At 74.9% G+C, this 26,619-nt stretch carries 15 protein-coding genes, 2 pseudogenes and 1 riboswitch; of the genes and pseudogenes, 11 read left to right on the forward strand and 6 right to left on the reverse strand.

The features are described from left to right. Positions 1-14 precede the first annotated feature (14 nt). Complete coding sequence (locus AB0D10_RS16570) at positions 15-1,052, reverse strand: agmatine deiminase family protein (RefSeq protein WP_360256446.1); 1,038 nt, start codon at positions 1,050-1,052, stop codon at positions 15-17. A gap of 238 nt (positions 1,053-1,290) precedes the next feature. Next, a complete protein-coding gene (locus tag AB0D10_RS16575) occupies positions 1,291-1,869 on the reverse strand; it encodes a TetR/AcrR family transcriptional regulator (protein WP_360256449.1) in 579 nt (192 codons plus the stop codon). A 156-nt stretch (positions 1,870-2,025) separates the two neighbouring features. Here AB0D10_RS16575 and AB0D10_RS16580 point away from each other — a divergent pair, with 156 nt between their 5' ends. Continuing rightward, positions 2,026-3,822 carry an acyl-CoA dehydrogenase gene (locus AB0D10_RS16580; RefSeq protein WP_360256451.1) on the forward strand — a complete coding sequence of 599 codons (1,797 nt, stop codon included), beginning with the start codon at positions 2,026-2,028 and terminating at the stop codon, positions 3,820-3,822. Between the two features lie 156 nt (positions 3,823-3,978). On the opposite strand, the pseudogene AB0D10_RS16585 reads toward AB0D10_RS16580, so the two are convergent. Beyond that, positions 3,979-5,351, reverse strand: a pseudogene (locus tag AB0D10_RS16585) (MFS transporter). Positions 5,352-5,479: 128 nt separating this feature from the next. Beyond that, positions 5,480-5,833, reverse strand: a complete 354-nt coding sequence (locus tag AB0D10_RS16590; protein ID WP_360256454.1) for a metalloregulator ArsR/SmtB family transcription factor — start codon at positions 5,831-5,833, stop codon at positions 5,480-5,482. A 160-nt stretch (positions 5,834-5,993) separates the two neighbouring features. Between AB0D10_RS16590 and AB0D10_RS16595 the strand changes: the two genes are divergently transcribed. Continuing rightward, entirely contained in the window at positions 5,994-6,977 is a 984-nt protein-coding gene (locus tag AB0D10_RS16595; protein WP_360256456.1) for an aldo/keto reductase, read from the forward strand. 39 nt (positions 6,978-7,016) lie between these two features. Continuing rightward, positions 7,017-7,403, forward strand: a pseudogene (locus tag AB0D10_RS16600) (SDR family NAD(P)-dependent oxidoreductase); the annotation flags it as partial. 64 nt (positions 7,404-7,467) lie between these two features. Here the strand turns inward: AB0D10_RS16600 and AB0D10_RS16605 are convergent. Then, a complete protein-coding gene (locus AB0D10_RS16605) occupies positions 7,468-8,328 on the reverse strand; it encodes a transcriptional regulator (protein WP_360256458.1) in 861 nt (286 codons plus the stop codon). Between the two features lie 233 nt (positions 8,329-8,561). Next, a riboswitch (SAM riboswitch) is annotated at positions 8,562-8,704 on the forward strand. A gap of 197 nt (positions 8,705-8,901) precedes the next feature. Here AB0D10_RS16605 and AB0D10_RS16610 point away from each other — a divergent pair. Beyond that, positions 8,902-9,615: an IclR family transcriptional regulator gene (locus AB0D10_RS16610; protein ID WP_360256460.1), complete on the forward strand. Its 714-nt coding sequence runs from the start codon at positions 8,902-8,904 to the stop codon at positions 9,613-9,615. 122 nt (positions 9,616-9,737) lie between these two features. On the opposite strand, the gene AB0D10_RS16615 is transcribed toward AB0D10_RS16610, so the two are convergent. Beyond that, the gene (locus tag AB0D10_RS16615) at positions 9,738-10,991 is read right to left on the reverse strand and encodes a threonine/serine exporter family protein (RefSeq protein WP_360256462.1); all 1,254 of its coding nucleotides are present in this window, start codon (positions 10,989-10,991) and stop codon (positions 9,738-9,740) included. A 461-nt stretch (positions 10,992-11,452) separates the two neighbouring features. On the opposite strand from AB0D10_RS16615, the gene AB0D10_RS16620 reads away from it, so the two are divergent. The 7 genes from AB0D10_RS16620 (at position 11,453) to AB0D10_RS16650 (ending at position 26,615) form a co-directional block, all read left to right on the forward strand. Further along, positions 11,453-12,751, forward strand: a complete 1,299-nt coding sequence (locus AB0D10_RS16620; RefSeq protein WP_360256464.1) for a helix-turn-helix domain-containing protein — start codon at positions 11,453-11,455, stop codon at positions 12,749-12,751. Between the two features lie 335 nt (positions 12,752-13,086). Further along, positions 13,087-13,479: a cobalamin-dependent protein gene (locus AB0D10_RS16625; protein WP_360256673.1), complete on the forward strand. Its 393-nt coding sequence runs from the start codon at positions 13,087-13,089 to the stop codon at positions 13,477-13,479. After that, positions 13,476-14,768: a methylaspartate mutase gene (locus AB0D10_RS16630; protein WP_360256466.1), complete on the forward strand. Its 1,293-nt coding sequence runs from the start codon at positions 13,476-13,478 to the stop codon at positions 14,766-14,768. Before AB0D10_RS16625 ends, AB0D10_RS16630 begins: the two co-directional genes overlap by 4 nt. 158 nt (positions 14,769-14,926) lie before the next feature. Next, positions 14,927-15,919 (forward strand): asparagine synthetase A, encoded by a 993-nt coding sequence (locus tag AB0D10_RS16635; RefSeq protein WP_360256468.1) that lies wholly within the window; start codon positions 14,927-14,929, stop codon positions 15,917-15,919. Then, positions 15,916-17,178: a glutamate synthase-related protein gene (locus AB0D10_RS16640; protein WP_360256470.1), complete on the forward strand. Its 1,263-nt coding sequence runs from the start codon at positions 15,916-15,918 to the stop codon at positions 17,176-17,178. The genes AB0D10_RS16635 and AB0D10_RS16640 overlap by 4 nt, the downstream gene beginning before the upstream one ends. 144 nt (positions 17,179-17,322) lie before the next feature. Next, positions 17,323-22,098 carry an amino acid adenylation domain-containing protein gene (locus AB0D10_RS16645; protein WP_360256472.1) on the forward strand — a complete coding sequence of 1,592 codons (4,776 nt, stop codon included), beginning with the start codon at positions 17,323-17,325 and terminating at the stop codon, positions 22,096-22,098. 32 nt (positions 22,099-22,130) lie between these two features. Continuing rightward, the gene (locus tag AB0D10_RS16650) at positions 22,131-26,615 is read left to right on the forward strand and encodes an amino acid adenylation domain-containing protein (protein WP_360256474.1); all 4,485 of its coding nucleotides are present in this window, start codon (positions 22,131-22,133) and stop codon (positions 26,613-26,615) included. The last annotated feature ends 4 nt before the right edge of the window (positions 26,616-26,619 follow it).

Genomic DNA, 26,619 nt, shown 5'->3' on the forward strand with positions numbered 1-26,619 from the left:
GCGCGGGGCGCCGGCTACGGCAGCGGCTCGTGCATGGTCGAGCAGTGGATGCCGCCGCCACCGGTCATCAGGCGGTCGACGTCGATCTGCACCACCTGGCGGCCGGGGAAGGCCGAGGCGAGCGCGTCCCGGGCGGCGGCGTCCTTGTACGCGTCGCCGAACCGGGCGGTGATCACGCCGCCGTTGACGACGTGGAAGTTGAGGTAGGAGTCCACGAACTTGGAGCTGCGGGAGCGGACGGTGTCCGGGCCGTGCACGGGAATGACCTGCAGGCGGCGGCCCCGGGCGTCGGTGGCGGCGGACAGGATCGCGAACTGCTCGCGGGCGTCCCGCGCCCAGGTGTCGTTGCGGTCCGCCGGCGGCAGCTGCACCATCACCACGCCGGGGCGGACGAACCGGGAGGTGACGTCCACGTGGTCGTCGGTGATGTCCTGGCCCTTGATCCCGGGCAGCCAGATCATGGTGTCCGCGCCGTAGGCCTCCAGGACGGCCTCCTCGATCTCGTCCCGGCTCATGCCGCGGTTGCGGTTCTTGTTGACCAGGCTGCTCTCGGTGGCCATCACGGTGCCGTCGCCGTCGGTCTCGATCGCGCCGCCCTCGCCGACGAAGTCCGCGTAGGTGTGGCGCAGGCCGCGGCGGGTGGCGATGAGCTCGGCCGCCCGGGCGTCGTCGTGGTGGACCTGCTTGTTGCCCCAGCCGTTGAAGTTGAGGACCACGGCGTCCAGGCCGCCGTACCCGTCCCGGCGGAACACCGGCGCGATGTCGCGCATCCACAGGTCGTCGGTGGGGATCGCGGTGATCACCTCGACCCCGGCGCCGCACCAGGACCGGGCCTTGTTCGCGGTCCAGTCGTCGGGGGCGCACATGACCACCGGCTCGAACTCGGCGATCGTGCGGGCGATCAGGGCGATGTCCTCCTGGACACCGCCCAGGCGCAGGCCCCACACGCCCCGGCGGGAGGGCCAGGACATCCAGGTCCGCGCGTGCGGGACGTCGTCCGCCGGCACCCAGGGGTAGGCCTCGGTGGAGCGGTCATCGCGGTAGTGGGTCATGAGGGTCTCCAGATCGTGCGACGGTGCCAGGACGGGCGCGGGGCCGCCGACTCCACTCTTCGGGCCGACATGCGGTGGCGCACCACGGGAGCGGGGCGGACGGAGGTGCCCTGCCTGCACATGCAGGCTCGCACTGACTGAAAAATCAGTCAAACTTGCGGGCGAGTCATGACGCATCCTTGACGGCGGTTGTGCGCGACGTGAAGCTTCCGTGCGGATCCGGGCGGATCCGCTCAGATCAGGAACCGAGCCGGACCACTTCGGCGTCGATGGCGTCGGCCAGCAGTGTCCGGGCGTGCGCCAGCGGCAGGCTGCCACTGAGCCAGCGCATGCTCAGGCCCTCCAGCAGCGCCGTCAGCCGCTCCGCCGCGCCGGCCAGCGCGACCGCCGAGGCCATCGGCCGCAGGTCGCCGAGCAGCTCGGCGATCTCCTGCACCCAGGTCCGGGTGGCCCGCGCCAGGTCCTCGCGCAGGGTCTCGTCGAACACCGCGCTCGCCCGCAGCTCGCCCCAGGCGGTGCTGTTCTCCCGCACCTCGACGGTGTCCTGGAGCTCCAGCAGCAGGGTCTGCTCCAACTCCTCGCGGGGCGTCAGCGGCGGGGCGTCCGGGGCGCGGTCGGTCGTGTAGCGCTCCGCCCGGTCGTTGATGAACTCCAGCGTCTGTCGGAGGATCCCGGTGCGGTCCTTGAAGTGGTAGTAGATGAGCGCGGTCGACACGCCCGCCTCGGCCGCGAGTTCCTCAACCCGCAGCCCGCGCACCCCGCGTCGGGCGATCACCCGTGCCGCGGCTTCCAGGATCGACGTTTTACGACTGGCCACGGTCCACCACCTTACCGGTGCGTACCGGCAAGATCCGACCCGCCGTCTGAGAATCGGGTCAGCCGCCCGGCCGGTGTGTCGGCGGTGCGCCGGGCGGGAAGGTCCCGGCTGCTCGTACGTCGACACCCCGGACCCCGGCCGATCGGACACCCGACCTTGGACTCCCTGCTGCTCTCCCGCCGTGACCTCGACTTCCTGCTGCACGACTGGCTCGACGTCTCCGCCCTGACCCGTCGCGCCCGCTACGCCGACCACGACCGCGACACCTTCGACGCCGTGCTGGACCTCAGCGAGGCCATCGCCACCCGGCACTTCGCCCCGCACAACAAGAAGAGCGACGCCGAGGAACCCTGCTTCGACGGCGAGCGGGTCCACCTCATCCCCGAGATCGGCCGGGCCCTGCGGGCCTACGCCGAAGCCGGACTGGTCGGCGCCTCCATGGACCACGACATCGGCGGTCAGCAACTGCCCGTCGTGGTCGCCAACGCCTGCCGGGCCTGGTTCCAGGCCGCCAACATCGCCACCGCCTCCTACCCGCTGCTCACCGTCGGCAACGCCAACCTGCTGCTGGCGCACGGCAGCCGGGAGCAGATCGACACCTACGTGCGGCCCATGGTCGAGGGCCGCTTCTTCGGCACCATGTGCCTCTCCGAGCCCCAGGCCGGGTCCTCGCTCGCCGACATCACCACCCGGGCGGTGCCGGCAGCCGACGGCACGTACCGGATCACCGGCACCAAGATGTGGATCTCCGGCGGGGACCACGAGCTCAGCGAGAACATCGTCCACCTGGTGCTGGCCAAGATCCCCGGCGGTCCGCCCGGCGTGAAGGGCATCTCGCTGTTCGTCGTGCCCAAGTTCCTGGTCGGGCCGGACGGCGCGCCCGGGGAACGCAACGACGTGGTGCTCGCCGGCCTCAACCACAAGATGGGCTACCGCGGCACCACCAACACCCTGCTCAACTTCGGCGAGGGCCGGTACACCCCCGGCGGCGCCCCGGGCGCGGTGGGCCACCTGGTGGGCGAGGCCCACCACGGGCTCGCGTACATGTTCCACATGATGAACGAGGCCCGGATCGGCGTCGGCCAGGGCGCCACCGCGCTCGGCTACACCGGCTACCTGCACGCCCTCGACTACGCCCGCACCCGCCCGCAGGGCCGCCCGCTCGGCGCCAAGGACCCGGACGCCCCGCAGGTGCCGATCATCGAGCACGCGGACGTGCGCCGGATGCTGCTGGCGCAGAAGAGCTACGTCGAGGGCGCACTCGCCCTCGGCCTGTACTGCAGCCGGCTGCTCGACGAGGAGGCCACCGCCGAGCAGGAGGCCGACCGGTCCCGCGCCGAGCTGCTCCTCGACGTGCTGACGCCCATCGCCAAGAGCTGGCCGTCGCAGTGGTGCCTGGCCGCCAACGACCTTGCGATCCAGGTGCACGGCGGCTACGGCTACACCCGCGAGTACGACGTCGAGCAGTTCTACCGCGACAACCGGCTCAACGCGATCCACGAGGGCACCCACGGCATTCACGGCCTGGACCTGCTCGGCCGCAAGGTCGTGATGAACGGCGGGGCGGGGCTGAGGCTGCTCCTCGACACCCTCGCGGCGACCTCCGCGCGGGCCGCGGCGGCCGGCGGCGAGGCGGCCGGGTTCGCGGCCCGGCTGGACGCCGCCGCGGCCCGGATCGGGCGGACCACCGCCGCGCTGTGGGCGACCGGCGACCCGGCGGTCGCGCTGGCCAACGCCACCGTCTACCTGGAGGCGGTCGGCCACGTGGTGCTGGCCTGGATCTGGCTGGAGCAGTTCCTCGCGCTCGGCGCGGGCACCGACGCCTTCCGGGAGGGGAAGCGGCAGGCCGCCCGGTACTTCTTCCGGGTCGAACTGCCGCGCACCGGGCCGCAGTTCGACCTGCTCGACAGCCTCGACCGGACGGCCGAGGAGTGCCGGCCCGAGTGGTTCTGACGGCCCGGACGGGGGCGTCCGGACGGACCGCCCCCGCCTTCTGGAGGGAGGGTCGGGCGCCCTCGTGCCGGACGCCCTGCCGGTCGGGCCCGCCCGGGCGGCCGGCTGACGCCGACCCGTCGGGCCGATCCCGTCGGGCCGGCACCGGCCCCCGGGTCAGCCCGCCGTGGCGTGGGGGCGGCCCGCCGGGCGGGGCCAGGTGTGGTGGTGGCGGTCGATGACGTAGTGGTGGTCGTGCCGCCAGGCGCCGCCCGGGGTCGCGTGCGCGTCGGCGAGGTGCGGGTGGCCGGCGGGCAGGTCGGTGTGCAGGTGCTCCAGCTCCTCGGGGTCGCGGGCCGGCCACAGGGCGGCGGCGCCCGTCGCGGCCGCCAGGGCGAGCCCGCCGAGGACGACCGCGGTGACGGGCAGTCCGGCGCCGGCGGCGAGCCATCCGGCGAGGGGGTAGGTGAGCAGCCAGCAGGCGTGCGACAGGGAGAACTGGGCGGCGAACGCGGCGGGCAGGTCGGCGTCGGCGGCCGAGCGGCGGATGAGCCGCCCGCCGGGGGTCAGCACGGCGGAGCTGCCGGCGCCGACGAGCGCCCAGGCGGCGAGCAGGGCCACCCACGTCCCGGTGCCGGCCGGGGCGGCGGAGATCGCGGTGACGGCCGCCAGGACGGCCGGCAGGGCGAAGGCCGCGGGCAGCATGACGGCGCGGTCGCCGACCCGGGCCAGCACGCGGGGCAGGAGGAGCGCGGCGAGCATCGAGCCGACGCCGTAGGCGCCGAGCGCGAGCGAGACGGCCCCGGCCGGGCGGTGGAAGTGGTCGCGGACGACGTTGACGGTGTCGACGAAGACGATCGCGCCGGCGGCCGCGACCGCGAGGTCCAGGGCGAGCAGGGCGCGCAGCCGGGGGGTGGCCCGGAACAGGCGGGCACCCAGGGCGGCCCGGGCGTGGCCGCCGCCGGTGTGTTCGACCGGGGCGGGCTTGGGCAGGACGGCGGAGACGACCAGGGCGGCGGAGGCCAGGAACCCGACCGCCGTCCCGGCGAACAGCCAGTCGTACGAGACCGCCGACAGCAGCAGCGCGGCGAGCGCGGGACTGAACAGGGACTCCAGGTCGTAGGCCAGCCGGGCATCGACAGGGCGTCGGTGTAGTCGCGCTCGGCGGGCAGCACGTCCGGGATGGTGGCCTGGAACGTCGGGGTGAAGGCGGCGGACGCGGCCTGGAGCAGGAGGATCAGCACGTAGACCTGCCAGACCCGGTCGACGAACGGCAGGGCGAGCGCGACGCAGGCCCGGGTGAGGTCCATCGCGACCATCAGGGTCCGCCGGGGCAGCCGGCCGGCGAGCGCGCCGGCGACCGGGGCCACGGCGACGTAGGCGACCATCTTGATCGCCAGCGCGGTGCCGAGGACGGCGGAGGCGTCACTGCCGGCGATCCGGTAGGCCAGCAGGGACAGCGCCACGGTGGCCAGGCCGGTGCCGACCAGGGCCACGACCTGCGCGGTGAAGAGGTGGCGGTAGGTGCGGTTGCGCAGCACGGAGAGCATGGGCGTCGTCCCGGTGGGCAGTGGGGTGGTCAGCCCATCATAAGAACAAGTGCGTACCTGTGCACCTATTCGTCGAAACTCGGCCCCGGCAGTGCGGTGCCGCCGGTGCGAGCGCCCGCCGACGCGGGTCAGTCGTGCGGCGGCAGGTGGCCGATCTGGTGGTCGGCGACGTTCAGCGCCTCGTCGACGAGCCGGCGCAGGTGGCCGTGGCGCAGCGAGTAGACCACGCGCCGGCCCTCCTTGCGGGTGGCGACGAGGCCGGCCAGCCGGAGCTTGGCCAGGTGCTGGCTGACGGACGGCCGGGCGGCGCCGGTGGCCCCGGTCAGCGTGGTGACGTCCGCCTCGCCGCGGCCGAGTCGCTCCAGCAGGGCGAGCCGGGTGCGGTCGGCCAGCAGGGTCAGCACGGACGCGGCGACGTCCAGGCGCTCCTCGGCCCGCTGCTGCGAGCTATGCGCATCTGCTGGATCGGTGCCGGTGCTCATCCGCCCATCGTAGGGCGTTCCCGTGCGCACCCGCGCGCACATCCGCCCGTGGAGCCGCCGGGGCCGCTCCCGTCCGGCGGCGCCGCTCGCCGGGCCCGGACGGCGGCGGGGCGCACGCGCGGACCGGCCGCCGCGGCGATCGACGTGAGAGGCTCGTCCCATGGAACAGCGCGTACTCGGCCGCACCGGCCGGCCCGTCTCGATCGTCGGACTCGGTACCTGGCAGCTCGGCGCGGACTGGGGGGACGTCCGTGAGGAGGACGCCCTGGCCGTGCTGGAGGCCTCCGTGGAGGCGGGCGTCACGCTCTTCGACACCGCCGACGTCTACGGCGACGGGCGCAGCGAGCGGCTGATCGGCCGCTTCCTGAAGGACCGCCCGGAGGCCGAGGTCTTCGTCGCCACCAAGTTCGGCCGCCGGGTCGAGCAGCGGCCCGAGCACTACCACCTCGCGAACTTCCGTGCCTGGGCGGACCGTTCACGGTCCAACCTGGGCGTGGAGCGGCTCGACCTGGTGCAGCTGCACTGCCCGCCGACGCCCGTCTACTCCTCGGACGAGGTCTTCGACGCGCTGGACACCCTGGTCGCGGAGGAGCGGATCGCCGCGTACGGGGTGAGCGTGGAGACCTGCGCGGAGGCGCTGACCGCGATCGCGCGCCCGGGCGTGGCGAGCGTGCAGATCATCCTCAACGCGTTCCGGCTCAAGCCGCTGGAGCGGGTGCTGCCCGCCGCCGCCGCGGCCGGCGTGGGGATCCTGGCCCGGGTGCCGCTGGCCTCGGGGCTGCTCTCGGGCCGCTACAGCGAACGCACCGTCTTCCCGGCGGACGACCACCGCACCTACAACCGCCACGGCGAGGCCTTCGACCAGGGCGAGACCTTCTCCGGGGTGGACTTCGCCACCGGCGTCGAGGCGGCCGCCGAGTTCGCCGCGCTCGCGCCGGAGGGCGCCACCGCCGCCCAGACGGCGCTGCGCTGGATCGTCCAGCAGCCGGGCGTGACGACGGTGATCCCCGGCGCCCGCAACGTGGCGCAGGCGCGGGCCAACGCGGCTGCCGCCGGCCTCGCGCCGCTGCCGCAGGCCACCCTGGCGGCGGTGCGGGAGCTGTACGACCGCCGGATCCGGCCGCAGGTGCACGACCGCTGGTGACGGCGGGGCGGGCGGTGCCCGGACGGCCGTGAATCCCGGGGCGCGTACGTCACCGGCAAGCACGCGCTGGAAGGCATGACGCAGGCCCTGGCCGCCGAGGCCGCGCCGTTCGGCATCCGGGTCGCCGCCCTGGAGCCCGCCGGCTACGCCACCCGCTACGACACCTCGCTCACCGATGCCGCCGACCGCTCCGCGCTCTACCGGGACGCCACCGAGCCGATGCGCGAACAGCTGCGCGGGATGGCGCAGTTGCCGACGGTCAGCCGACCCGAGGACTTCGCCCGGGACGTCCTGCGGATCGTCGTCGCCGACGCTCCGCTGCCGGTGCGCATCCCGGTCGGCGCGGGGAGCCTGGACTCCATCGCGGCCGCCGTGCACGCGGGTGCGGAGGAACTCGCCGCCGTCCGGGGCCTGTTGGGCGGGTGACGCCGACCGCGGGCGTCGGGCGCCGGGGTCCGTGGTTCGGTGTCGACTCCGGCCGCTGGGACAGCTAGCCCCGCTCGGCCGCGGGCGGGTCGAAGGCGCGGAAGAGCGAGAGGTCCGGTGCCTGCTCGCGGATCGCGGTCCACCGCTCCTGGAAGACGTGCCGCAGGCGGGCGGGCGGCCAGGGGGAGGGCCGCAGCTCCGGGGGGAGGAGCGGGTCTTGCTCCAGCGCGTGGCCGAACGCGTCGGCCAGGCGCAGCGCGGTGGCGACGAGGCCGGTGGAGCCGTGCGCGGCGCCGGTCGGGCCGTCGGCGGGGGCGCCCCGGCCGGCGTGGTCGAGGGCGTCGGCGAGCGGGCCGTACGCGGCGAGGGTGTCGGCCGCGGGCCACAGGCGTTCCGCGGTGGTGGCGGGGTCGGAGAATCCGGGGCCGGCGAGGCGGGTGGCCTCCGCGGTGATGAGGTAGGAGTCGACGGTGGACTGCGAGGTCTCGTCGGTCAGTTCCCGCAGGAGGTCGTGCGGGCTGACGTAGGTGCCGGGCGCGAGCGGGACGCCGCCGAGCCGGGTCAGCGCGGTGCGGAGCGCGTCGCGTTCGGCCCGGCGCTGCTCGGGGACGGAGAAGGCGTAGAGGCGCCAGAGTCCGTCCCAGGGGGCGAGTCCGGCGTCCTGCGCGTGGGCGAGGGCGATGAACCGGGCGTCCGCGTCGGTGCGGAGCCGGCCCGCATCGGTCAGGTGGAGACGGCCCTTGCGGCCCCGCCCTTCCTGGCGCAGCACACCCGCTGCCTCCAGGCGGCGGACGGCCAGCCGCACCGGCTGGTCCGCGAGGCCGGCCGCCGCGGCGACGTCGTAGACGTAGTCGAGCGAGGCGGTGCCCCGGGGGTCGAAGCAGGCTTCGACGACCGTGCGCGGCGCGGGCTTGTACTCGGGCACGGGAGTCCTCGGTTCGTGACGGCGTGTCCCCCGGGCGGGGGCGTGCGGCCACTGTGCCACACGGGGGTGGGCGCCCCTCCGGACCGCTGGCGGGGCGGCCGCGCGGGGTGCGGCGGCCGGGCCGACGGGGCCGGCGCCCGCGCCGACGCCGGTGCGGGTGCCCGCCTTCCGTACGCGGTGGGGGAGGGGGGAGGTTTGGCGAGCGGCCCGGGGAATCTTGTATGGTTCCTGGCGAATCATCCAGAGGGGTGGAGGGACCGGCCCTACGAAGCCCCGGCAGCTCCCCGGTCGACCCGGCGTCCGAAGTACGCGCCGTGCCGTCCGGGATCAGTGCCAACTCCGGCCTGCCGCCACTGTGGCGCGGGAAAGATGAGGAGACACGGTGCTCTCTGTGCTGTCCTTCGCCCGGGCGCTTCCCGCCCCGGCCCTTTCGCGTACCCGTCTCGTGCCCGGCGCAGGCAATCGGCCGACTTCTCCGGCCCGTCCTCGCTGACCACCCCCCGCTCCCCGCGGGGAGCCTCCGTGAGCACGGCCCGCCCGCCGCTCACGGGATCTGAGACGGAGTACCCATCCATGCAGAACACGAGCGGTGTCGGCGTGCTCGACAAGATCACCTCGATCCTCGGCACCCTGGAGGCCGGTCCCACCACCCTGGCCGGACTCGTCGCCGCCACCGGACTGGCGCGGCCCACCGCCCACCGGCTGGCCGTGGCACTCGAACACCACCGCCTGGTCACCAGGGACATGCAGGGCCGGTTCGTCCTCGGCCCCCGGCTCGGCGAGCTGTCGTCCGCGGCGGGGGAGGACCGCCTGCTGGCCGCCGCCGGCTCGGTCCTCACCCACCTGCGGGACATCACCGGCGAGAGCGCCCAGCTCTACCGCCGGCAGGGCGAGATCCGGATCTGCGTGGCCGCCGCCGAACGCCTCTCCGGCCTGCGCGACACCGTTCCGGTGGGCATCACCTTCCCCATGAAGGTCGGCTCCGCCGCACAGGTCCTGCTCGCCTGGGAGGAACCCGAGCGGCTCCACCGCGGCCTGCAGGGTGCCCGGTTCACCGCCACCGCGCTCAGCGGCGTACGGCGCCGCGGCTGGGCGCAGTCCATCGGCGAACGCGAACTCGGCGTCGCCTCCGTCTCCGCGCCCGTCCGCGGACCGTCCGACCGGGTCGTGGCCGCTGTCTCCGTGTCCGGCCCGATCGAACGGCTCACCCGGCACCCGGGTGCGCAGCTCTCCCGGGCCGTCGTCGAGGCGGCCGACCGCCTCACCGAGGCCCTGCGCCATGCCTGACCGGGGCTCCCGGCCCCTTTTCGCGTCCGTCACGCCCGGCCGAACCGGGCCGCGCCGCGCCCCGGTTCGGCCCGGTCGGGACGCGGTTCGGGGCCCGGGTGCGGACCCGGTCCAGCCCCGTTTCAGCCCCGGGGTTGCAGCACGGCGAGGGAGGGGCGGGGGATGCGGCCGATGACCGAGCCGATCAGGGTGCCGATCGACACCCCGAACAGCGCCGACACGGCCGCCAGCACGGCCTGCGCCCCGTTGCCGACCTCGATCTGGGCGGTGTTCAGCAGGCCGAAGGAGCCCGGCACCACGATCCAGAACGCCGGGAGGTAGAGCACCTGCCAGAGCGGACCGCCCGGCAGCCAGTGCACCAGGGTGGCCGCGCACGCGGCGGAGACCGCCCCGGCCAGGCCGCCGATCGCCGCGCCGTGCGCCATCCCCACCGTCACCTGGACGGTGGCGCTCACCGCGATCACCACGACGATCCACGGGACGGCCGAGGGCGGGGTGTGGACGTTGACCACCAGCCCGGCCACCGCGATCGCCAGCCCCAGCCCGATCACCCACCAACTCGGCTTCGCCACCTGGACGTTCGCCAGCGCCGAGGCCGGCATGCCGGTCGCGGTCGCGGCCGCCACCAGCCCCGCGAGGAACAGCGTCAGCTGCACCGCGCCGGACACCAGCCGGGCCGAACCCGCACTGGCCGCACCCGCGGCGATCTCCGACAGTCCGGTGACCAGCAGCCCGCCCGGCAGCAGGATCGCCAGCGTGGCCACGATCGTCCGCAGCGGGCCGTCCAGCAGCGAGGCCCGCGCGAGCGTCAGGACCAGCAGGGACACCAGGAACCCGGCGGTGACGGGCAGCAGCGGCCGCAGGTACGGCATCCGCCGGGCGAGCACGGTCAGCCCCACCACGATCAGCGAGCCGAGCCCGGCCGCCAGCACGTTCGCCGCCGCCGGCTGCAGGAAGAGGCAGACGCCCACCCCGACCGGCAGCGCCCCGAGGTCCGCCACCCAGGTGGGCCAGTGGGCCGGCGCCCGCCGGATCCGGTCCAGTTCGGCCAGGGCCCGCGGCCCGTCGAGCTCACCGGCGCGCAGCCGGTGCACCAGGTGGAGGACGTCCGCCGTCTGCTCGAACCGCAGGGCGGCGCCCACCGGCTGGAACCTGGCGCCCTCGTCGGGGCCCAGGGCGACGAACAGCCCGTTGGTCAGGGCCGCGACCCGCACCTCCGGAGCGCCCGACGCCCGTCCCAGGCCGCGGAGTTCCTCCTCGACCTCGTGGACGGGAAGGCCGCCGCCCAGCAGGGCCTCGCCGAGGTCGAGCAGCAGACGGCAGAGCGGGTCGGGCGGGGCGCCGTCGCCCCGGACCGATGGAGACTTGGTGGACATGGCAGGTATCGTCCCATCCCGCCCGCTTCGGTCCGCGTGTGCCCCGGTCTGATCGGTTCCCGCCGGGTCGGTCCCTGTCGCCGGACCCCGGCCCCGCCCTGCTGCTGCCCCCGCCCGTGCCCGGCCGCCCGTACCCGCTGCCGTCGCCCCGGCTCGGGCGTCCCCGGCCGGGCCCCTGGTCGGTTGGACCCCTTCACGGGCGGTACCGGCGGTACTTCCGGCGGTCCGCCGAACGTGATGTGAGGCCCACGTGAAGGTCGCGGGTGGGGCCGGTGATCGGCCGTTGATCGGACGTAGACGCCGAGCCTGGAGCATCGGGAACCGGAGGGAACCGGTTCGGAGGCCACAGCCTGACCACCGGGGCCAGTACGGCCGGACCACGGGCCGCGCGGGCACCCAGTGCTGCTGCCGCCGGACCGGACCTCCGGCGAGAGTCCGAACCACGGAAGGGCAGACGAGGCATGGACAGCGGGCAGTCGGTGCAAGCGGTGAGGACGGCGGCGGGCTTCGGCGAGCAGCTGCGGGTACGGCGCGAGCGGATCGGGCTGACCCAGCAGTGCCTGGCCGATCACGCCACCCTGAGCGTGCGGGCCATCCGGGACATGGAGAGCGGCCGGGTGCGCCGGCCCCGCAATGAGACCGTCCGGCTGCTGGCGGACGCGCTGCGGCTGGAGGGCCGCAGCCGGACGGACTTCGAGGAGGCCGCCCGCCGGCACCCGCTCGCCGACGAACCGGCGACGGTGCCGGCACCGGCCGCGCCGCCGGTGGCGCGCGGGGCGATCGTCGGCCGCGAGATGGAGACCGAGGTCCTGGTCGACGCCTTCGCCGTGCACGGGGACCGGCTGGTCTCGCTGGTCGGCCTCGGCGGGGTGGGCAAGACCCGGCTCGCCCTGGAGGTCGCCCGCCGGGTGCACCTGGCCGCCCGCTGGTCGGTGCGCTGGGTGGACTGCGGCGTCGGCCCGCACCCCTGGCGCGGCCTGCCGGACGGCCTCGCCCGGGACATCGGCGACCGGCCCGCCCTGCTGGTGCTGGACGGCGCCGACAACGGGGTGGACGCCGGACAGCTGGACGCCCTGTTCCAACACTGCCCCGGGCTCCGGGTGCTGATCACCGCCCGCGAGGCCCGGCCGCTGCCCGGCGGCCAGGTCATCCCGCTCGCGCCACTGCCCGTCCCGGCCCCCGAACTCGACGCCGAACCGGAGGCGTTGGCGCAGGTCGGAGCCGTCCGGCTGCTGCTCTCGCACCTGAGCCGGCTGCGCCCCGGCTACACCCTGGAGCGCTCCGAGGCACCCGCCGTCGCCGAGCTCTGCCGCCACCTGGACGGCCTGCCGGGCGCGTTGGAGCGCGCGGCGGGCTGGGCGCTGGTGCAGTCCACCGGCCAGCTGGTCGCCCGGCTGGCGGCCGTCCCGTTCACACTGGCCGCACCGCCGCTGGTGTTCGGCGCGCGCGGTGACGTCCGCGACGAGGTGGAGCCGGCGATCCGACGGCTGACGGACCGCCAGCGTCAGCTGCTGGAGGTCCTCGTGGACGAACCGGGGGACTGGTCCGGGGAGGATGCGGTGGTCCGCACCGGCTGGGCGCTGCAGACCTGCCTGGCGACGGTGCACGAGTTGCTGTCGCGCGGGCTGATCCGCAGCGTGCCCGCCCGGGACGGCGTGCGGTTCACGGTGCTCAACCTGTGCCGACGCCTGGTCCGGGAGGAGCCGGGGCTCCGGCTGGCCCCGGCCGGGGACGTGCCGCTGCTCGCCGTCGCGGGCTGACGGCGCGGGCCGACCGGACGCCCGGTCGTGGGGTGGGGGCGCGGGCGCGGGGGTGCGGGGCGCGGGCGCGGGGGCGGTGGCGCGGCGCCGTGAGCCGACGGCGGGCCCCGGCGGGCCGTCGATTCTGCCGCATTGTGCCGCAGGAGCTGCCGCTTGCCCGGCCCGATCGTTCCTAACGTTCTCCGTGGGCCGGGCCGCCGCGGAACACGCGCCGGAATCCCCGGTCCGCCGGCCCGGGCGTCGGCGGAAATCCATCGACGATCTCTACCGATGAGGGCTGAGTTGTGCAGCACGGAAATGCCGAACCCGGCGGGCTGGACGTCGTCGTGACGACGATGGCCTCGGACTCGCACACCTGGAACCTGGTGTTCCTGCAACTCCTGCTGGAGGAGATGGGCCACCGGGTGACGAACCTGGGCGCCTGCGTCCCGGACGCGCTGCTGCTCGCCGAATGCCGGCGGATCGTGCCGGACCTGATCGTGATCAGCAGCGTCAACGGGCACGGCCACCAGGAGGGCCTGAGGGTGATCCCGTCCCTGCGCGCCTGCCCGGAACTACGGCGCACGCCGACCGTCATCGGCGGCAAGCTCGGCATCGCCGGGGCCGACGACCCCGACCGCGAGCGGACGCTGCTGGCGGCCGGCTTCGACGCCGTCTTCGAGGAGGGCGCCTCGGTGGCCCCGTTCCGCGAATTCGTCGACGGGCTGCGCTCCCGGGTCCTGCTGTGACCGGCTTCGGCGCGTTCGTGGCGCAGGCCGCGGAGGCCGGTGCCCTGGTGGTGCAGCCCCGGATGGGGATGGCGGAGGCGGCCCGGATGCGGGACGGCCTGCTCGCCACCCGGGGGGCGGCCGCCGTCACTGTCGGCACCATCACCCTGGACAGCTACACCCGCACCGGAGACCTCGGCGCGGCGCGGCGCGCCCTGGCCGTCGGGGCCGGCCTCAACGGCTACCCGATCGCCACCCACCCGGTCGAGGTCACCCGGGCGGTCCTGCACGGGGTGGCGGACGCCGGCTTCCCGGTACAGGTCCGGCACGGTTCGGCGGCACCGGAACGGATCTTCGAGGCGCTGCTGGCGGCCGGACTGGACGCCACCGAGGGCGGGCCGGTCTCCTACTGCCTGCCGTACGGCCGCACCCCGCTCCACGAGGCGGTGGCCTGCTGGCGGCGCAGCTGCGAACTCCTCGCCTCCATCCGTGCGTTCGGGGCGGAACCGCACCTGGAGACGTTCGGCGGCTGCATGATGGGCCAGCTCTGCCCGCCCTCGCTGCTGATCGCCATCAGCGTGCTGGAGGCGATGTTCTTCCGTCAGCACGGGTTGCGCAGCATCTCGCTCAGCTACGCCCAGCAGACCAGCGCCCACCAGGACGAGGAGGCCCTGGCCGCGCTCGGCCGGATCGCGGACGAGCTGCTCGCGGACGTCGACCGGCACCTGGTGGTGTACGCGTACATGGGCGTCTACCCGCGCTCGCCCGCCGGCGCGCGGCGGCTGCTGGAGGACGCGGCGCGGCTCGCCGTGCGCGGCGGTGCCGCCCGGCTGATCGTCAAGACCACGGCCGAGGCGCACCGCATCCCGACGGTCGCCGAGAACGTCCGGGCCCTGGAGGCCGCCGCCGCGGCCGCCACGGCCGAGCGCACCCGCCCGCGGCCGGCCGCGCCGCCGGACACCGGGATCGAGACCGAGGCCAGGGCCCTGATCGGCGCCGTGCTCGACCTGGACGCCGACCTCGGGCGGGCCATGGTGAAGGCGTTCGCGGCCGGCTACCTGGACGTGCCGTACTGCCTCCACCCCGACAACGCCGGGAGGACGCGCAGCTCACTGGGCCCGGACGGCCGGCTGTACTGGTCCGCCGTCGGTTCGATGCCGATCGCCGGGCTGGTCGAGGGCGGCCGTCCGCCGATCCTCGGCTCGGCCGGACTGCTCGCCGCCCTCTCCCACGTCCGGCGCCGCTACGACGGCCAGGACGTGCGCTCGGCCGCGACGCCTGCCCCCCGGGGCCTGCCGGCCTCGCGCTGAGGCACCCGGGGCCGCACCCGGCCGGGCAGTCCCCGGACACCCCTGCCCGAGAACCGCGCCCGCCCGCCGAGAACCGCCCCGTTTCCCTGAACCGCTCCATCCCCGAGACCAGATCCTCCCCGAGACCAGACCCTCCCCGAGAGACGAGGACCCCGACCATGCCCGAATCCGCTCCCCTGCCCCCGACCGACCCGGGTCGCCACCTGACCACGCCGGCCACCCGCAGCGCGCTCCGGATCCAGCAGCAGCTGCTGACCGCGGCGCGCGAGTTCCTGCGCGGCCGCGGCTTCACCGAGCTGCTGCCGCCGATCATCGGTCCGGTCACCGACCCCGGCGCGCGCGGCTCCAAGCAGGTGGACATCGACTTCTACGGCCACCGCTACAAGCTGATGACCAGCGCGATCCTGTACAAGCAGGCCTCGCTGCTGGCCTTCGACAAGATCTTCTGCATCGCCCCGAACGTCCGCCTGGAACCCCTGGAGACCGCGGGGACGAGCCGGCACCTGGCCGAGTTCCACCAGCTGGACGTAGAGGTCGCCGGCGCGAGCCGGGACGACGTCGTCCAGCTGGCCGAGGACCTGGTGGTGCACATGGTCGACAGCACGGTCCGCGAGCTGCCCAAGGAGTTCGCCGAACTCGGCCGGGACCCGCAGGCGTTCGCCGAACTCCTGAAGGGCTCCTTCGGACGCGTCCGGCACGCCGAGGCGGTCGCCGAACTCCGGGGCATCGGCCACCCGCAGAGCTCCGACGCCGAGCTCGACTGGGAGGGCGAGGCGTTGCTGTCGGCCCGACGCGACCGGCCGTTCTTCGTCACCGACTACCCGAAGGGCTCGCGCGGCTTCTACGACCGCGAGCACCCCGACGACCCGGGCCTGCTGCGCAACTTCGACCTGCTCGCGCCCGAGGGCTACGGCGAGCTGTGCAGCGGCAGCCAGCGCACCAACGACTACGCGGAGATCATCACCCGCATGCGGGAGACCGGCGAGAACCCGCAGAAGTACCGCTGGTACCTGGACCTGGTGCGCGAGGGCGTGCCCGCCAGCGCCGGCTTCGGCATCGGCGTCGAGCGGCTCACCCGCTTCGTCGCCGGACTGGACGCCGTCTGGCAGGTCAGCGCCTTCCCGAAGCTCGCGGGGGTGGTGTCGCCGTGAGCGACCTCAGCGCACCCGGCTTCCCGGAGGAGGAGGTCCGGCGGCGGGCCCGCGCCGGAGCGGCCGCCGCGTTCCCGCCCGCCGAGGAGTACGGGCACGTGCTGTTCGGCGCAGCCGGGACCGACGGGACCGACGGGACCGACGGATCGGCTCGGCCGGACGCCCTGGACGCGCTGCGGATCGTCCCGCCGCTGTTCCTGCCGCAGCGGCTCGCCAAGCTGATCGACCTCGGCCGCGAGCCCGACTACCGGGACGTCGAACTCGCCACCACCATCGGCGGGTTCGCCTCCGCACTGCCGGTGTACGTGTCCGCGACCGGCTCCACCCGGGCCGCCGGCGGCGACCTGGGCCTGGCCCTCAGCCGGCAGGCCGGGGCGCTCGGGATCCCGATGGTGATCGGCGAGAACGTGGTGCCGGTCAACGGCTACGGGCGGCTCGGCGAGGCGGCCGACCGCACCCTGCTCGGGCGGCTGCGCGCCTACGGCGAGGAACTCCCGGACGGGCTGGGCGGCGTGGCCGTTCAGCAGAGCACGGAGGACGCCGACGCCGAGGTGTGGAACCTCGTCCACAGCGATCCGGCCGCCCGGCCGCTGCTCGAATCGGGGCGTCTGGCCTTCGAGTTGAAGGTCGGCCAGGGTGCCAAGCCGGGCCTGGGAGGGATGACCGTACTGGAGGCCGAGGCCGCCGCCGCGCTCGGCGACCGCTTCGGGCTGGACCCGTTGTTCGGCGACGGCCGGGTGCTGCGCGCCGCGACCCCGGGCACCTTCACGGCGGAGATCCTGCGCCAGCAGATCCGGCTGATGCGCAACAACTACCCGCGGGTGCGGATCTGGGTGAAGCTCTACCCGGGCCGCGACGTGGCCGAGGCCGCCCGGGTCGCGCACGAGGCCGGCGCGGACGCCGTCGTGGTGGACGGCGCCGAGGGCGGCACCGGTTGGGCACCCGGGGTGTTCCTGCCGCACGTCGGACTGCCGCTGGCGGAGTGCCTGCGCCGCCTGGCGGCCGACCCGCCGCCGAGCCTGCTGGTCTCCGGGCGGATCTGGGAAGGTGCCCGGGCGGTCAAGAGCCTGGCGCTGGGCGCCCGCGCGGTGGGCCTCGGACGGGCCGCGCTGCTGGCCGTCGCGGAGGACCGGGAATCCGGGCTCCGCCGTTTCACGGAATGCCTGGCACTGGAACTCGGATTGCTGATCAGTGCGCTCGGAAAATACGCGCCGCAGGCCCTCGGCCGGGAGGACGTCTGGTCCTCCGAGGGTTTCTGAATCACGCCCGGCCGGTAGCTCTGGCCTGCCCGGAAAGCGGCATGATGAAACTGCCGATTTCCTTCCGCTCTTTCTGCCGATAGGGCCGTCGAATTCCCCCTATCGTCGCTTTCGTCGCCGGTTTCTCTCACGATCTGGGGTTGGATGATGTCCTCTCGCGGTTTCCCCGTCGAATTCACGGCACCCGAATTCGCGCCGTTCGCCTCCGCCGTCCGCCGCTTCCCGGAGCGGCCGGCCGTCCGGGCCGGCGGCCGGACCGTCAGCTACCGGGAGCTGGACGGCCTGACCGCCGCCCTGGCCGCCCGGATCGCCCCCGGGCGGACGGTCGCCGTCACCGGGCGCGACCGGCTGGACCACGTGGTCGCGCTGCTGGCGGTGCTGCGGGCGGGCGCCACCTGTCTGCCGCTGGACCGGGAGGCCCCCGAGGAGCGCAACCGCTGGATCACCGAGGACGCCGGAGCCTCCCTCGCCCTCGACGGCGACGCGCTCACCGCGCTCACCGAAGGCGCCGGGCTCACCGAAGGCACCGCGCTCACCGAAGGCGCGGGGCTCACCGGGCTCGCCGGGGCCTTGGGCACGGCGGACGCGGCCGCCGGCTACGTCATCTACACCTCCGGCACCACCGGCCGCCCCAAGGGCGTGCACGTGCCGCTCGCAGCGCTCACCGGCCACCTGGCCGCCGTGGTCGGGACCTTCGGCCTCACCGAGCAGGACGTGGTGCTGCAGTTCGCCCGCCCGACCGTCGACGTGGCGGTGGAGCAGGTGCTCGGTGCCCTGTCCGCCGGGGCCTGCCTGGTCCTCCCGGAGCAGCAACTCCTGGCCCCGGCCGAGCTGCTGGACCTGCTGGACGCCGAGGGCGTCACCGTCGCCAACCTGGCCGCCGGCTACTTCCAGGACGTGGTGGCGGCCCTGGGCGGCCGAGTGCCGAGCACCCTGCGGCTGATGATCTCGGGCAGCGACAAGCTGGAGCCCGCCACCGCCTCCGCCTGGTGGGCGGCGACCGGGGTGCCGCTGCTGAACGCGTACGGGCCCACCGAGACCGTGGTCACCGCCACCACCCACCGGCTGGCCGGTGAGCAGGTGGCGTCCCGGGTGCCGATCGGCACCGCGCTCGGCGCCCGGCGGCTCTACGTCCTGGACGAGCGGCTGCGGCCGGTGCCGCCCGGCGAGGCCGGCGAACTGTACGTCGGCGGGCCGTTGCTGGCCTCGGGCTACCTCGGCCGCCCCGGCCTGACCGCCGACCGCTTCGTCGCGGACCCGTTCGCGGACCCGTCCGACGGACAACAGGAACAGCCCGGCGGAGCGCGGATGTACCGCACCGGCGACGTGGTGCGCCGCACCGTCGAGGACGGCCCGCTGGAGTTCCTCGGCCGCAGCGACCACCAGGTGAAGATCCGGGGCTTCCGGGTCGAGCCGGGGGAGGTCGAGCAGGTGCTGGCGGGTCACCCCGGTGTCACCGGCTGCGTCGTGGTGGCGCACGAGGGCCGGCTGGCCGCGTACGTGACCGGCGCCGCGCCGGAGTACGCCGTGGTCCGGCCCTGGCTGGCGGAGCGGCTGCCCGAGCACCTGGTCCCGGCGACGCTGACCGCCCTGGCGGCCTTCCCGCTGACCGCCGGCGGCAAGGTGGACCGCGCGGCGTTGCCCGCGCCGCAGGCCGCGGCCGAGGCCAAGCCGGTCGGCCGCCCGCCGCGCACTCCCGCCGAGCAGCTGATCGCGGCGGTGTGGGCGGACGTGCTCGGGGTGCCAGAGGTCGGCGCCGACGACAACTTCTTCCACCTGGGCGGCGATTCGCTGACCGCGGTGCGGGTGGTGGGCCGGGTCTTCGACGTCTTCGGCATGGTGTCGCCGTACACCATCTTCGACGCGCCGACGCTGGCCGAGTTCGCCGCCGCGGTGAGCTCCGCGACCGGCGGCGAGCGCCCCGAACTGGTCCGTACGGGCGCCACCGTGGCCCCGCTGTCCAAGTTCCAGCGCGGCCTCTGGTTCCTCGACCAGTGGAACCCGGACGCGCCGACCTACGTGGTGCCCTGGGTGTTCCGCTTCGCCGGGCCGGTCGACCCGGAGCTGCTGCGGCGCGCGCTGGCGGGGGTGGTGGCGCGGCACGAGAGCCTGCGGACGACCTTCGAGCTCGCCGAGGACGGCCCGCGCCAGGTCGTCCACCCGGCGGTGGAGCTGCCGTTCACGCTCACCGAGACCACCGCCGACCGAGTGGACGACCTGGTCGCCGAGGCGGCGCTGGAGCCCTTCGACCTGGAGCGGGGGCCGCTGGTGCGGGCCCGGGTCTTCCGGGCCGGCGGGGCGACCACGCTGCTGCTGCTGCTCCACCACATCGTCTGGGACGAGGGCTCGCTGGCCGTGCTGGAGGCCGAACTCCAGGAGCTGTACGCGGCGGCGGCCGAGGGCCGTCCGGCCGAGCTGCCGGAACTCGCCGTCCAGTACGGCGACTACGCCGCCTGGCAGTACCGGGACGACACCACCGATCGCCAACTCGACTACTGGCGCGAGCAGTTGCGTGACGCGCCGACGGAGCCGGCGCTGGCCTCCGACCACCCCCGGCCGGAGGAGCAGGCCTTCCGCGGGGCCTTCCACCGCTTCACGATGCCGGACCCGGTCGCCGAGGCCGTCCGGGCGCTCGCCCGCAGCGAGGACGCCACCCCGTTCATGGTGCTGCTCGCCGGGCTGGCGCTCACCCTGCACCGCCGGTCCGGGCAGCGGGACCTGGTGCTCGGCTCCCCGGTCAACGTCCGCGGCCGGGCCGAACTCGACGACCTGATCGGCTACTTCGTCAACCTGCTGCCGCTGCGGCTGAAGCTGGAGGAGGGCGCCTCCTTCCGCGAGCTGGTCCGGCACGTGCGCGAGGTGTCGATCGCCGGGTACCGGCACCAGGAGGTGCCCTTCGACGACATCGCGAGCGCCGTCCTCGACGAGCGCCCCGAGGACCGCAACCCGCTCTGCCAGGTGCTGCTGGAGCTGCACCCGCTGGACACCCGGCCGTTCACGGTCGGCGGCCACCAGGTCACCCGGGCCCTGCACTCCAACCCGGTCTCCCGCTTCGACCTGTCGGTCTCCGTGGACGACCTCGGCACCGGCTTCACCGGCCGCTTCGAGTACGACAGCGACCTGTTCGGGCCCGCCACCATGTCCGGCCTGTGCGAGGAGTGGCTGGGCACCCTGGCCTCCGCCGCCGAGGTGCCGGTGCACGCCCTGTTCGAGGCGCAGGCCGCCCGCGCCCCGCACGCCACCGCCCTGATCGCAGGCGAACGCACCGTCGGATACGGCGAGTTGAACGCCGCCGCGAACCGGCTCGCCCGCCATCTGACGGGCCTCGGCATCGGCCGCGGCGACACCGTCGCGGTGCTGGCCGACCGCGGGCCCGAGATGGTCACCGCCCTGCTGGCGGCGCTCAAGACCGGCGCCGCCTACACCCTGCTGGACCCGGACTTCCCGGCCGAGCGGCTGGCCGGCGCGGTCGCCGACACCGGCGCCGCCACGGTGGTCACCCACCGGCGCGCCACCGTGCCGTTCGACGTCCCGAACCAGGTCGACCTGGACTCCTCGGCCGCCGAACTCGCCCGGTACGCGGCGCACGACCTGGGCCTGCCGGTCGACGGCGCCGACCTCGCCTGCGTGATGTTCACCTCCGGCTCCACCGGCCGCCCCAAGGGCGTGGCCGTCCCGCACCGGGCGCTCACCACCACCTACCTCGGCCAGGACTACGCCCGCTTCGGCCCGCAGGAGGTCTGGCTGCAGTGCTCGCCGGTCTCCTGGGACGCCTTCGCCCTGGAGCTCTACGGCGCCCTCTGCTTCGGCGGCAGCTGCGTCCTGCAGCCCGGCCAGCGGCCCGACCCGCAGACCATCGCCGAGCTGACCCGCCGCCACGGCGTCACCCAGCTCCAGCTCTCCGCCAGCCTGTTCAACTTCCTGCTGGAGGAGTTCCCGGAGACCTACGACGGGCTGAAGCTCGCCTTCACGGCCGGCGAGCGGGCCTCCGTCACCCACGTCGCGAAGGCCCTGGAGAACCACCCGGGCCTCGGGGTCGCCAACGGCTACGGCCCGGTCGAGAGCCTCGGCCTGACCACCTGCCACCGGGTCACCCCAGCCGACCTGACCGGCGGCTCGGTGCCGATCGGCGCCGCGCTGAACGGCAAGGGCGTCCACGTCCTGGACGCGCTGCTGCGCCCCGTCGAGCCCGGTGTCACGGGCGAGCTGTACGCCTCCGGCGGCGGTCTCGCCCACGGCTACCTCGGCCGGTCCGGGCTGACCGCCGAACGCTTCGTCGCCTCCCCGTTCGGCGCCCCCGGCGAGCGCCTCTACCGCACCGGCGACCTCGGTTTCGTCAGCGCGGAGGGCCTGCTGGAGGTCACCGGCCGGATCGACGACCAGATCAAGATCCGCGGGTTCCGGGTCGAGCCCGGCGAGGTCGAGGACGCGCTCACCCGCCACCCGGCCGTCCAGGAGGCCGTCGTCACCGTGCACGAGCCCGCCCCGGGCGACCGCCGGCTCGCCGCCTACGTCACCGCCGGTGCCGACGCCCCCGACCCCGACGCGCTGCTCGACCACCTGGCGGCCCTGCTGCCCGAGCACATGGTGCCGGCCACCCTCGACGTCCTGGACGCCCTGCCGCTGAGCCACAACGGCAAGGTCGACCGCAGGGCGCTGCCCGCCCCCGCCGGGCGCCGCGCCGCCGCACCCGACCCGCTGACCGGGGCCGAGCGGCTGGTCGCCGACGCCGTGCGCGAAGTGCTCGACCTCGCCGAGGTCGGCCGGGACGACAACTTCTTCCGGATCGGCGGCAACTCGCTGGCCGCCGTCCGGGTCGCGATGCGGCTGTCCCGGGAGACCGGCACCCGCGTCCCCCCGCAACTGGTGTTCCGGGCCAGGACCGTGAGCGCCATCGCCGAACGGCTGGCCGCCCGATGACGGGCCGCACCGCACACGAAGGGAACGAGGCCGTGAGCCCGTCCGACCACCCGGCGCGCACCGCGCCCGTCTCCGGGCTGCAGCGCGGCCTCTGGTTCCTCGACCGCCTCGACCCGCAGGCCGTCACCTACTGCACCCCGTGGACCGTCGACGTCACCGGTCCGCTCGACCTCGACCTGCTCGGCGGCGCGCTGGACGCCGTGGTGGCCCGGCACGAGACGCTGCGCACCACCTTCGCCCTGCACCCCGACGGCCCCCGCCAGCAGGTGCACCGCGCCCTGCCGGTGCCGCTCGCGGTGACCGACCTGCGCCCGTCGGCCGGGCCGGAGCAGGCCGGCCCCGGGCAGGCCGGCCGGTTGGAGGAACTGCTCGCCGCCCGCTGCGCCGAGCCCTTCGACCTGGCCGCCGGTCCGCTGCTGCGGGCCGAGGCGTTCCGGCTCGCGGACGAGCGCACCACGGTGCTGTTCACCGTCCACCACATCATCTGGGACGGCTGGTCCGCCGAGGTCTTCGCCCGTGAACTCGCCGAGCTGTACGGCGCCGCCGTGGCGGGCCGGGAGGCCGTCCTGCCGGAGCTGACCGTGCAGTACGCCGACCACGCCGAGGAGCGGCTCGGCACCTCCTACGAGGAGCACCTGACCTACTGGAAGGAGCAGCTGGACGGCGCACCCGGCCTGCTGGAACTGCCCACCGACCGGCCCCGGCCGGCCGAGCGCTCCGCCGCCGGGCGGACCGAGGAGTTCGGCTCCGCCCCCGGCACGGCGGCTCGGGTCCGCGCCCTGGCCGAGGCGGAGGGCGTCACCCCGTTCACCGTCCAGCTGGCGGCCTTCGCCCTGCTGCTGAACCGCTGGACCGGCGCCGACGACCTGGTGATCGGCACCCCCGTCACCACCCGCGACCGCCCCGAACTGGAGCACCTGCTCGGCTACTTCGTCAACCTGCTGCCACTGCGCCTGCGGCTCTCGCCCACCCTGTCCTTCCGGGACCTGCTGGAGCACGTCCAGGACGTCGCCTTCGACGCCTACGGCTACCTCGACGTGCCGTTCGACCAGCTGGTCGACCACCTCGGTGCCGCCCGCACCGCGCAGCACCCGCCGCTGGTCCAGGTGGTGTTCGGCGCCCACGGCGAGGACCGCACCCCGTTCGCGCTCGGCCCGGCCACCGCGGAGAGCCGGGTCCGCTCCAACGGCACCAGCAAGTTCGACCTCACCTGGTCCGTCTTCGACGGCGGCGACACCTCCCCCCGCGCCGACGGGGAGGATTCCGGCGGCGGCCTGCGCGGCGAGGCCGAGTACCGCAGCGAGCTGTTCGACCCGGAGACCGTCCGGCGCCTGGCGGCCGACTGGAACACCGTGCTCACCGCGGCCCTCGACGACCCCGACGCCACCGTGCTGCGGCTGACCACGCGCGGTGAGGACGCCCCCCGCGCCACCGACACCCCCGGCCACTGCCTGCACCACCTGTTCGAGCGGGCCGCCGACGCCCACCCCGACCGGCCCGCCGTCAGCGACCAGGACCGCACCCTGAGCTACGCCGAGCTCGACCGCCGGGCCAACCGCCTCGCGCACGCCCTGCGGGCCCGCGGCGCCGGCCCCGGCGACCGGATCGGCATGCTGCTGGACCGCACGGCCGACGTCCTGGTCACCGTCCTCGGCGTGCTCAAGACCGGCGCCGCGTACGTGCCCGTCGACCTGGCCGCCCCCGCCGACCGCGCCGCACTCGTCTTCGGGGACACCGAGGTCGCCCTGGTGGTCACCGACCGTGCGGACCGGGTGCCCGAAGGCCCCTGGCAGGCCTACGACCTGACCGCCGAGGCCGCCGACCTGGCCGCCCGGCCGGACACCCGCCCGTCCGCAGCCGGCCGCCCCGGCGACGTCGCCTACGTCATCTTCACCTCCGGTTCCACCGGCCGCCCCAAGGGCGTCGCCGTCGCCCACGAGCACGTCAGCCGGCTCATGTCGGACGGCGCGGAGCACTTCGGCTTCGGCCCGGAGGAGACCTGGACGCTGTTCCACAGCTACGCCTTCGACTGGACGGTCTGGGAGATGTGGGGCGCCCTGCTGCACGGCGCCCGCCTGGTCGTCGTCCCGTACGTGACGAGCCGTTCGCCGGAGGAGTTCGCCCAGCTCCTGGAGGAGGAGCGGGTCTCCTTCCTGTGCCTCACCCCGTCGGCGCTGCGCCAGCTGGAGCCGGTGCTGCGCCGCAGCCCGCGCGCCCTGCCCGCGCTGAAGTGGATCATGCTCGGCGGGGAGGCGCTGGACCCGGCCGTCGTCCAGCGCTGGTTCGAGCTCGACGTGCCGCCCCCGGCCCGGCTCTGCAACCTGTACGGCATCACCGAGACCACCGTCCACGTCACCACCCACGACCTCGCCGACAGCACCGGCTTCGAACGCAGCCTGATCGGCGCGCCCATGCCGCACCTGACCGCGCAGGTCCTGGACGACTGGCTGCGGCCCTGCCCGCCCGGCGCGGCCGGCGAGCTGTACATCGGCGGCGGCAGCCTCGCCCACGGCTACTGGGGCCGCCCCGGCCTCACCGCCGGCCGCTTCGTCGCCGACCCCTACGGCCCGCCCGGAGCCCGGCTCTACCGCACCGGCGACGTCGCCCGCCGACTGCCCGACGGCGGCCTGGAGTACATCGGCCGCGCCGACTTCCAGGTCAAGCTGCGCGGCTTCCGGATCGAACTCGGCGAGATCGAGAACGCCCTCGCCGCCCACCCGGACGTCGACGCCTGCGTGGTCACCGTGCACGAGGACCGCCTCGCGGCGTACGTCACCGGGCGCGAACCCGCCGACGTCCGCGCCTTCCTCGGCCGCTCGCTCCCGCCGTACATGGTCCCGGCGAGCTACACCGTGCTGGAGTCCCTGCCGCTCACCGTCAACGGCAAGGTCGACCGGGGGGCGCTGCCCGCCCCCGGCCAGCGCAGCACGGCCACCGGAGGCCGCCACGTCGAGCCGCGCACCCCGGAGGAGGAGGCCTTCGCCGCCGTCTGGACGGAGGTCCTCGGGGTCGACGGCATCGGCGTCCACGACGACTTCTTCCACCTCGGCGGGGACTCCATCCGGGCCGTCCAACTGGCCGGCGCGCTGCACGAACGCGGCTGGGGGGTGAGCCTGCGGGACGTCTTCGACGCCCCCACCGTCGCCGCCCTGCTGCCGCGGGCCGAGCCCGTCACCGGCGGCGCCGAGGCCCGCGAACCCTTCGCCCTGATCACCCCCGAGGACCGCGCCGACCTGCCGCCCGGCCTCGCCGACGCGTACCCCATGGTGTCCATGCAGCTCTCCATGGTCTTCCACATGGAGATCGCCGGCGGCACCGACAGCTACCACAACGTCAACTCCTACCGGATCTCCGGCGACCTCGACGAACAGGCCTTCCGCCGCTCCGTCGCCGAGGCGATGGACCGGCACGCCGTCCTGCGCACCGGCCTCGACCTGTCCGGCTACGGCGAACCGCTGCAGCTCGTCCACGGCCGGCTGCCCGCCCCCGTCGAATTCGCCGACCTGCGCGGCGAACCCGACCAGGACACGGCCGTCCGGGAGGTCTTCGACGCCCACCGCCTGACCCCCTTCGACCTCACCGCGCCGCCGCTGTTCCGGATCACCGTGCAGCGCCTCGGCGAGGACGCCTTCCAGCTCACCGTCTCGGAGCACCACGCGATCCTGGACGGCTGGAGCTTCACCTCGCTGCTCACCGAGATCCTGGAGCGCCACACCGCCCTCGCCGCCGACCCGCTCGGCGCCCCCACCCCGCCGCCGCGCACCGCCTTCCGCGACTTCGTGGTCGTCGAACGGGAAGCGGCCCGGGACGAACGGTCGCTGGAGTACTGGCGCGAGCGGCTGTCCGGCGCCAGCGGCCAGCTGTTCCCCGGCAGCGAGGACGTGCACGAGCTGTCGCGCACCGTCGAACGGGTGCTGCCCGAAGCGCCCGGACAGCTGCGGTCGGTCGCCGAGACACTCGCCGTGCCGGTCAAGTCGGTCGCGCTCGCCGCCCACCTGCACGCCCTCGCCGCCATCACCGGGCGCCCGCGCGTCACCACCGGCCTGGCCGTCAACGGCCGGCTGGAACGGCTCGGCGGCACCGAGGTGTACGGGCTGTTCCTCAACACCGTCCCGCTGAGCTGCGAGCCCACCGACGACCTGCTCGCCCTGGCCCGCGAGGTCCACCGGGAGGAGCTCGACATGATGCCGCACCGCCGGGTGCCCTTCGCCCGCCTCGCCCGGCTGATGACCGACACCGCGCTGGACACCCAGTTCGGCTTCCTGCGCTTCCACGCCCTGGGCCGGCTCAGCTCGGCCCGCATCGTGGACGGCCGGATCGGCTGCGAGCCGACCCTGCGCCACGAACCCAACAGCTTCGCCTTCGGCGCCTCGCTGATCCAGGACCCGGTCTCCCAGCGCGTGCTGCTCGCCGTGGACCACCAGCGCTCCCTGGTCGACGACAGCACCGCCGAGCAGTTCATCGACACCTACACGGCCGCCCTGCACGCCATGGCCGCCGCCGCCCGAGACCTCTGAGGAC

It is taken from the genome of Kitasatospora sp. NPDC048545 (assembly GCF_040651155.1).
GTDB lineage: Bacteria > Actinomycetota > Actinomycetes > Streptomycetales > Streptomycetaceae > Kitasatospora.

What these genes read in the sequence shown, in the direction of transcription:
- AB0D10_RS16570 (WP_360256446.1), bottom strand. Translation starts at nt 1,052, where the DNA reads ATGACCCACTACCGCGATGACCGCTCCACCGAGGCCTACCCCTGGGTG.
- AB0D10_RS16590 (WP_360256454.1), bottom strand. Translation starts at nt 5,833, where the DNA reads ATGAGCACCGGCACCGATCCAGCAGATGCGCATAGCTCGCAGCAGCGG.
- AB0D10_RS16595 (WP_360256456.1), top strand. Translation starts at nt 5,994, where the DNA reads ATGGAACAGCGCGTACTCGGCCGCACCGGCCGGCCCGTCTCGATCGTC.
- AB0D10_RS16610 (WP_360256460.1), top strand. Translation starts at nt 8,902, where the DNA reads ATGCAGAACACGAGCGGTGTCGGCGTGCTCGACAAGATCACCTCGATC.
- AB0D10_RS16615 (WP_360256462.1), bottom strand. Translation starts at nt 10,991, where the DNA reads ATGTCCACCAAGTCTCCATCGGTCCGGGGCGACGGCGCCCCGCCCGAC.
- AB0D10_RS16620 (WP_360256464.1), top strand. Translation starts at nt 11,453, where the DNA reads ATGGACAGCGGGCAGTCGGTGCAAGCGGTGAGGACGGCGGCGGGCTTC.
- AB0D10_RS16625 (WP_360256673.1), top strand. Translation starts at nt 13,087, where the DNA reads ATGGCCTCGGACTCGCACACCTGGAACCTGGTGTTCCTGCAACTCCTG.
- AB0D10_RS16635 (WP_360256468.1), top strand. Translation starts at nt 14,927, where the DNA reads ATGCCCGAATCCGCTCCCCTGCCCCCGACCGACCCGGGTCGCCACCTG.
- AB0D10_RS16645 (WP_360256472.1), top strand. Translation starts at nt 17,323, where the DNA reads ATGATGTCCTCTCGCGGTTTCCCCGTCGAATTCACGGCACCCGAATTC.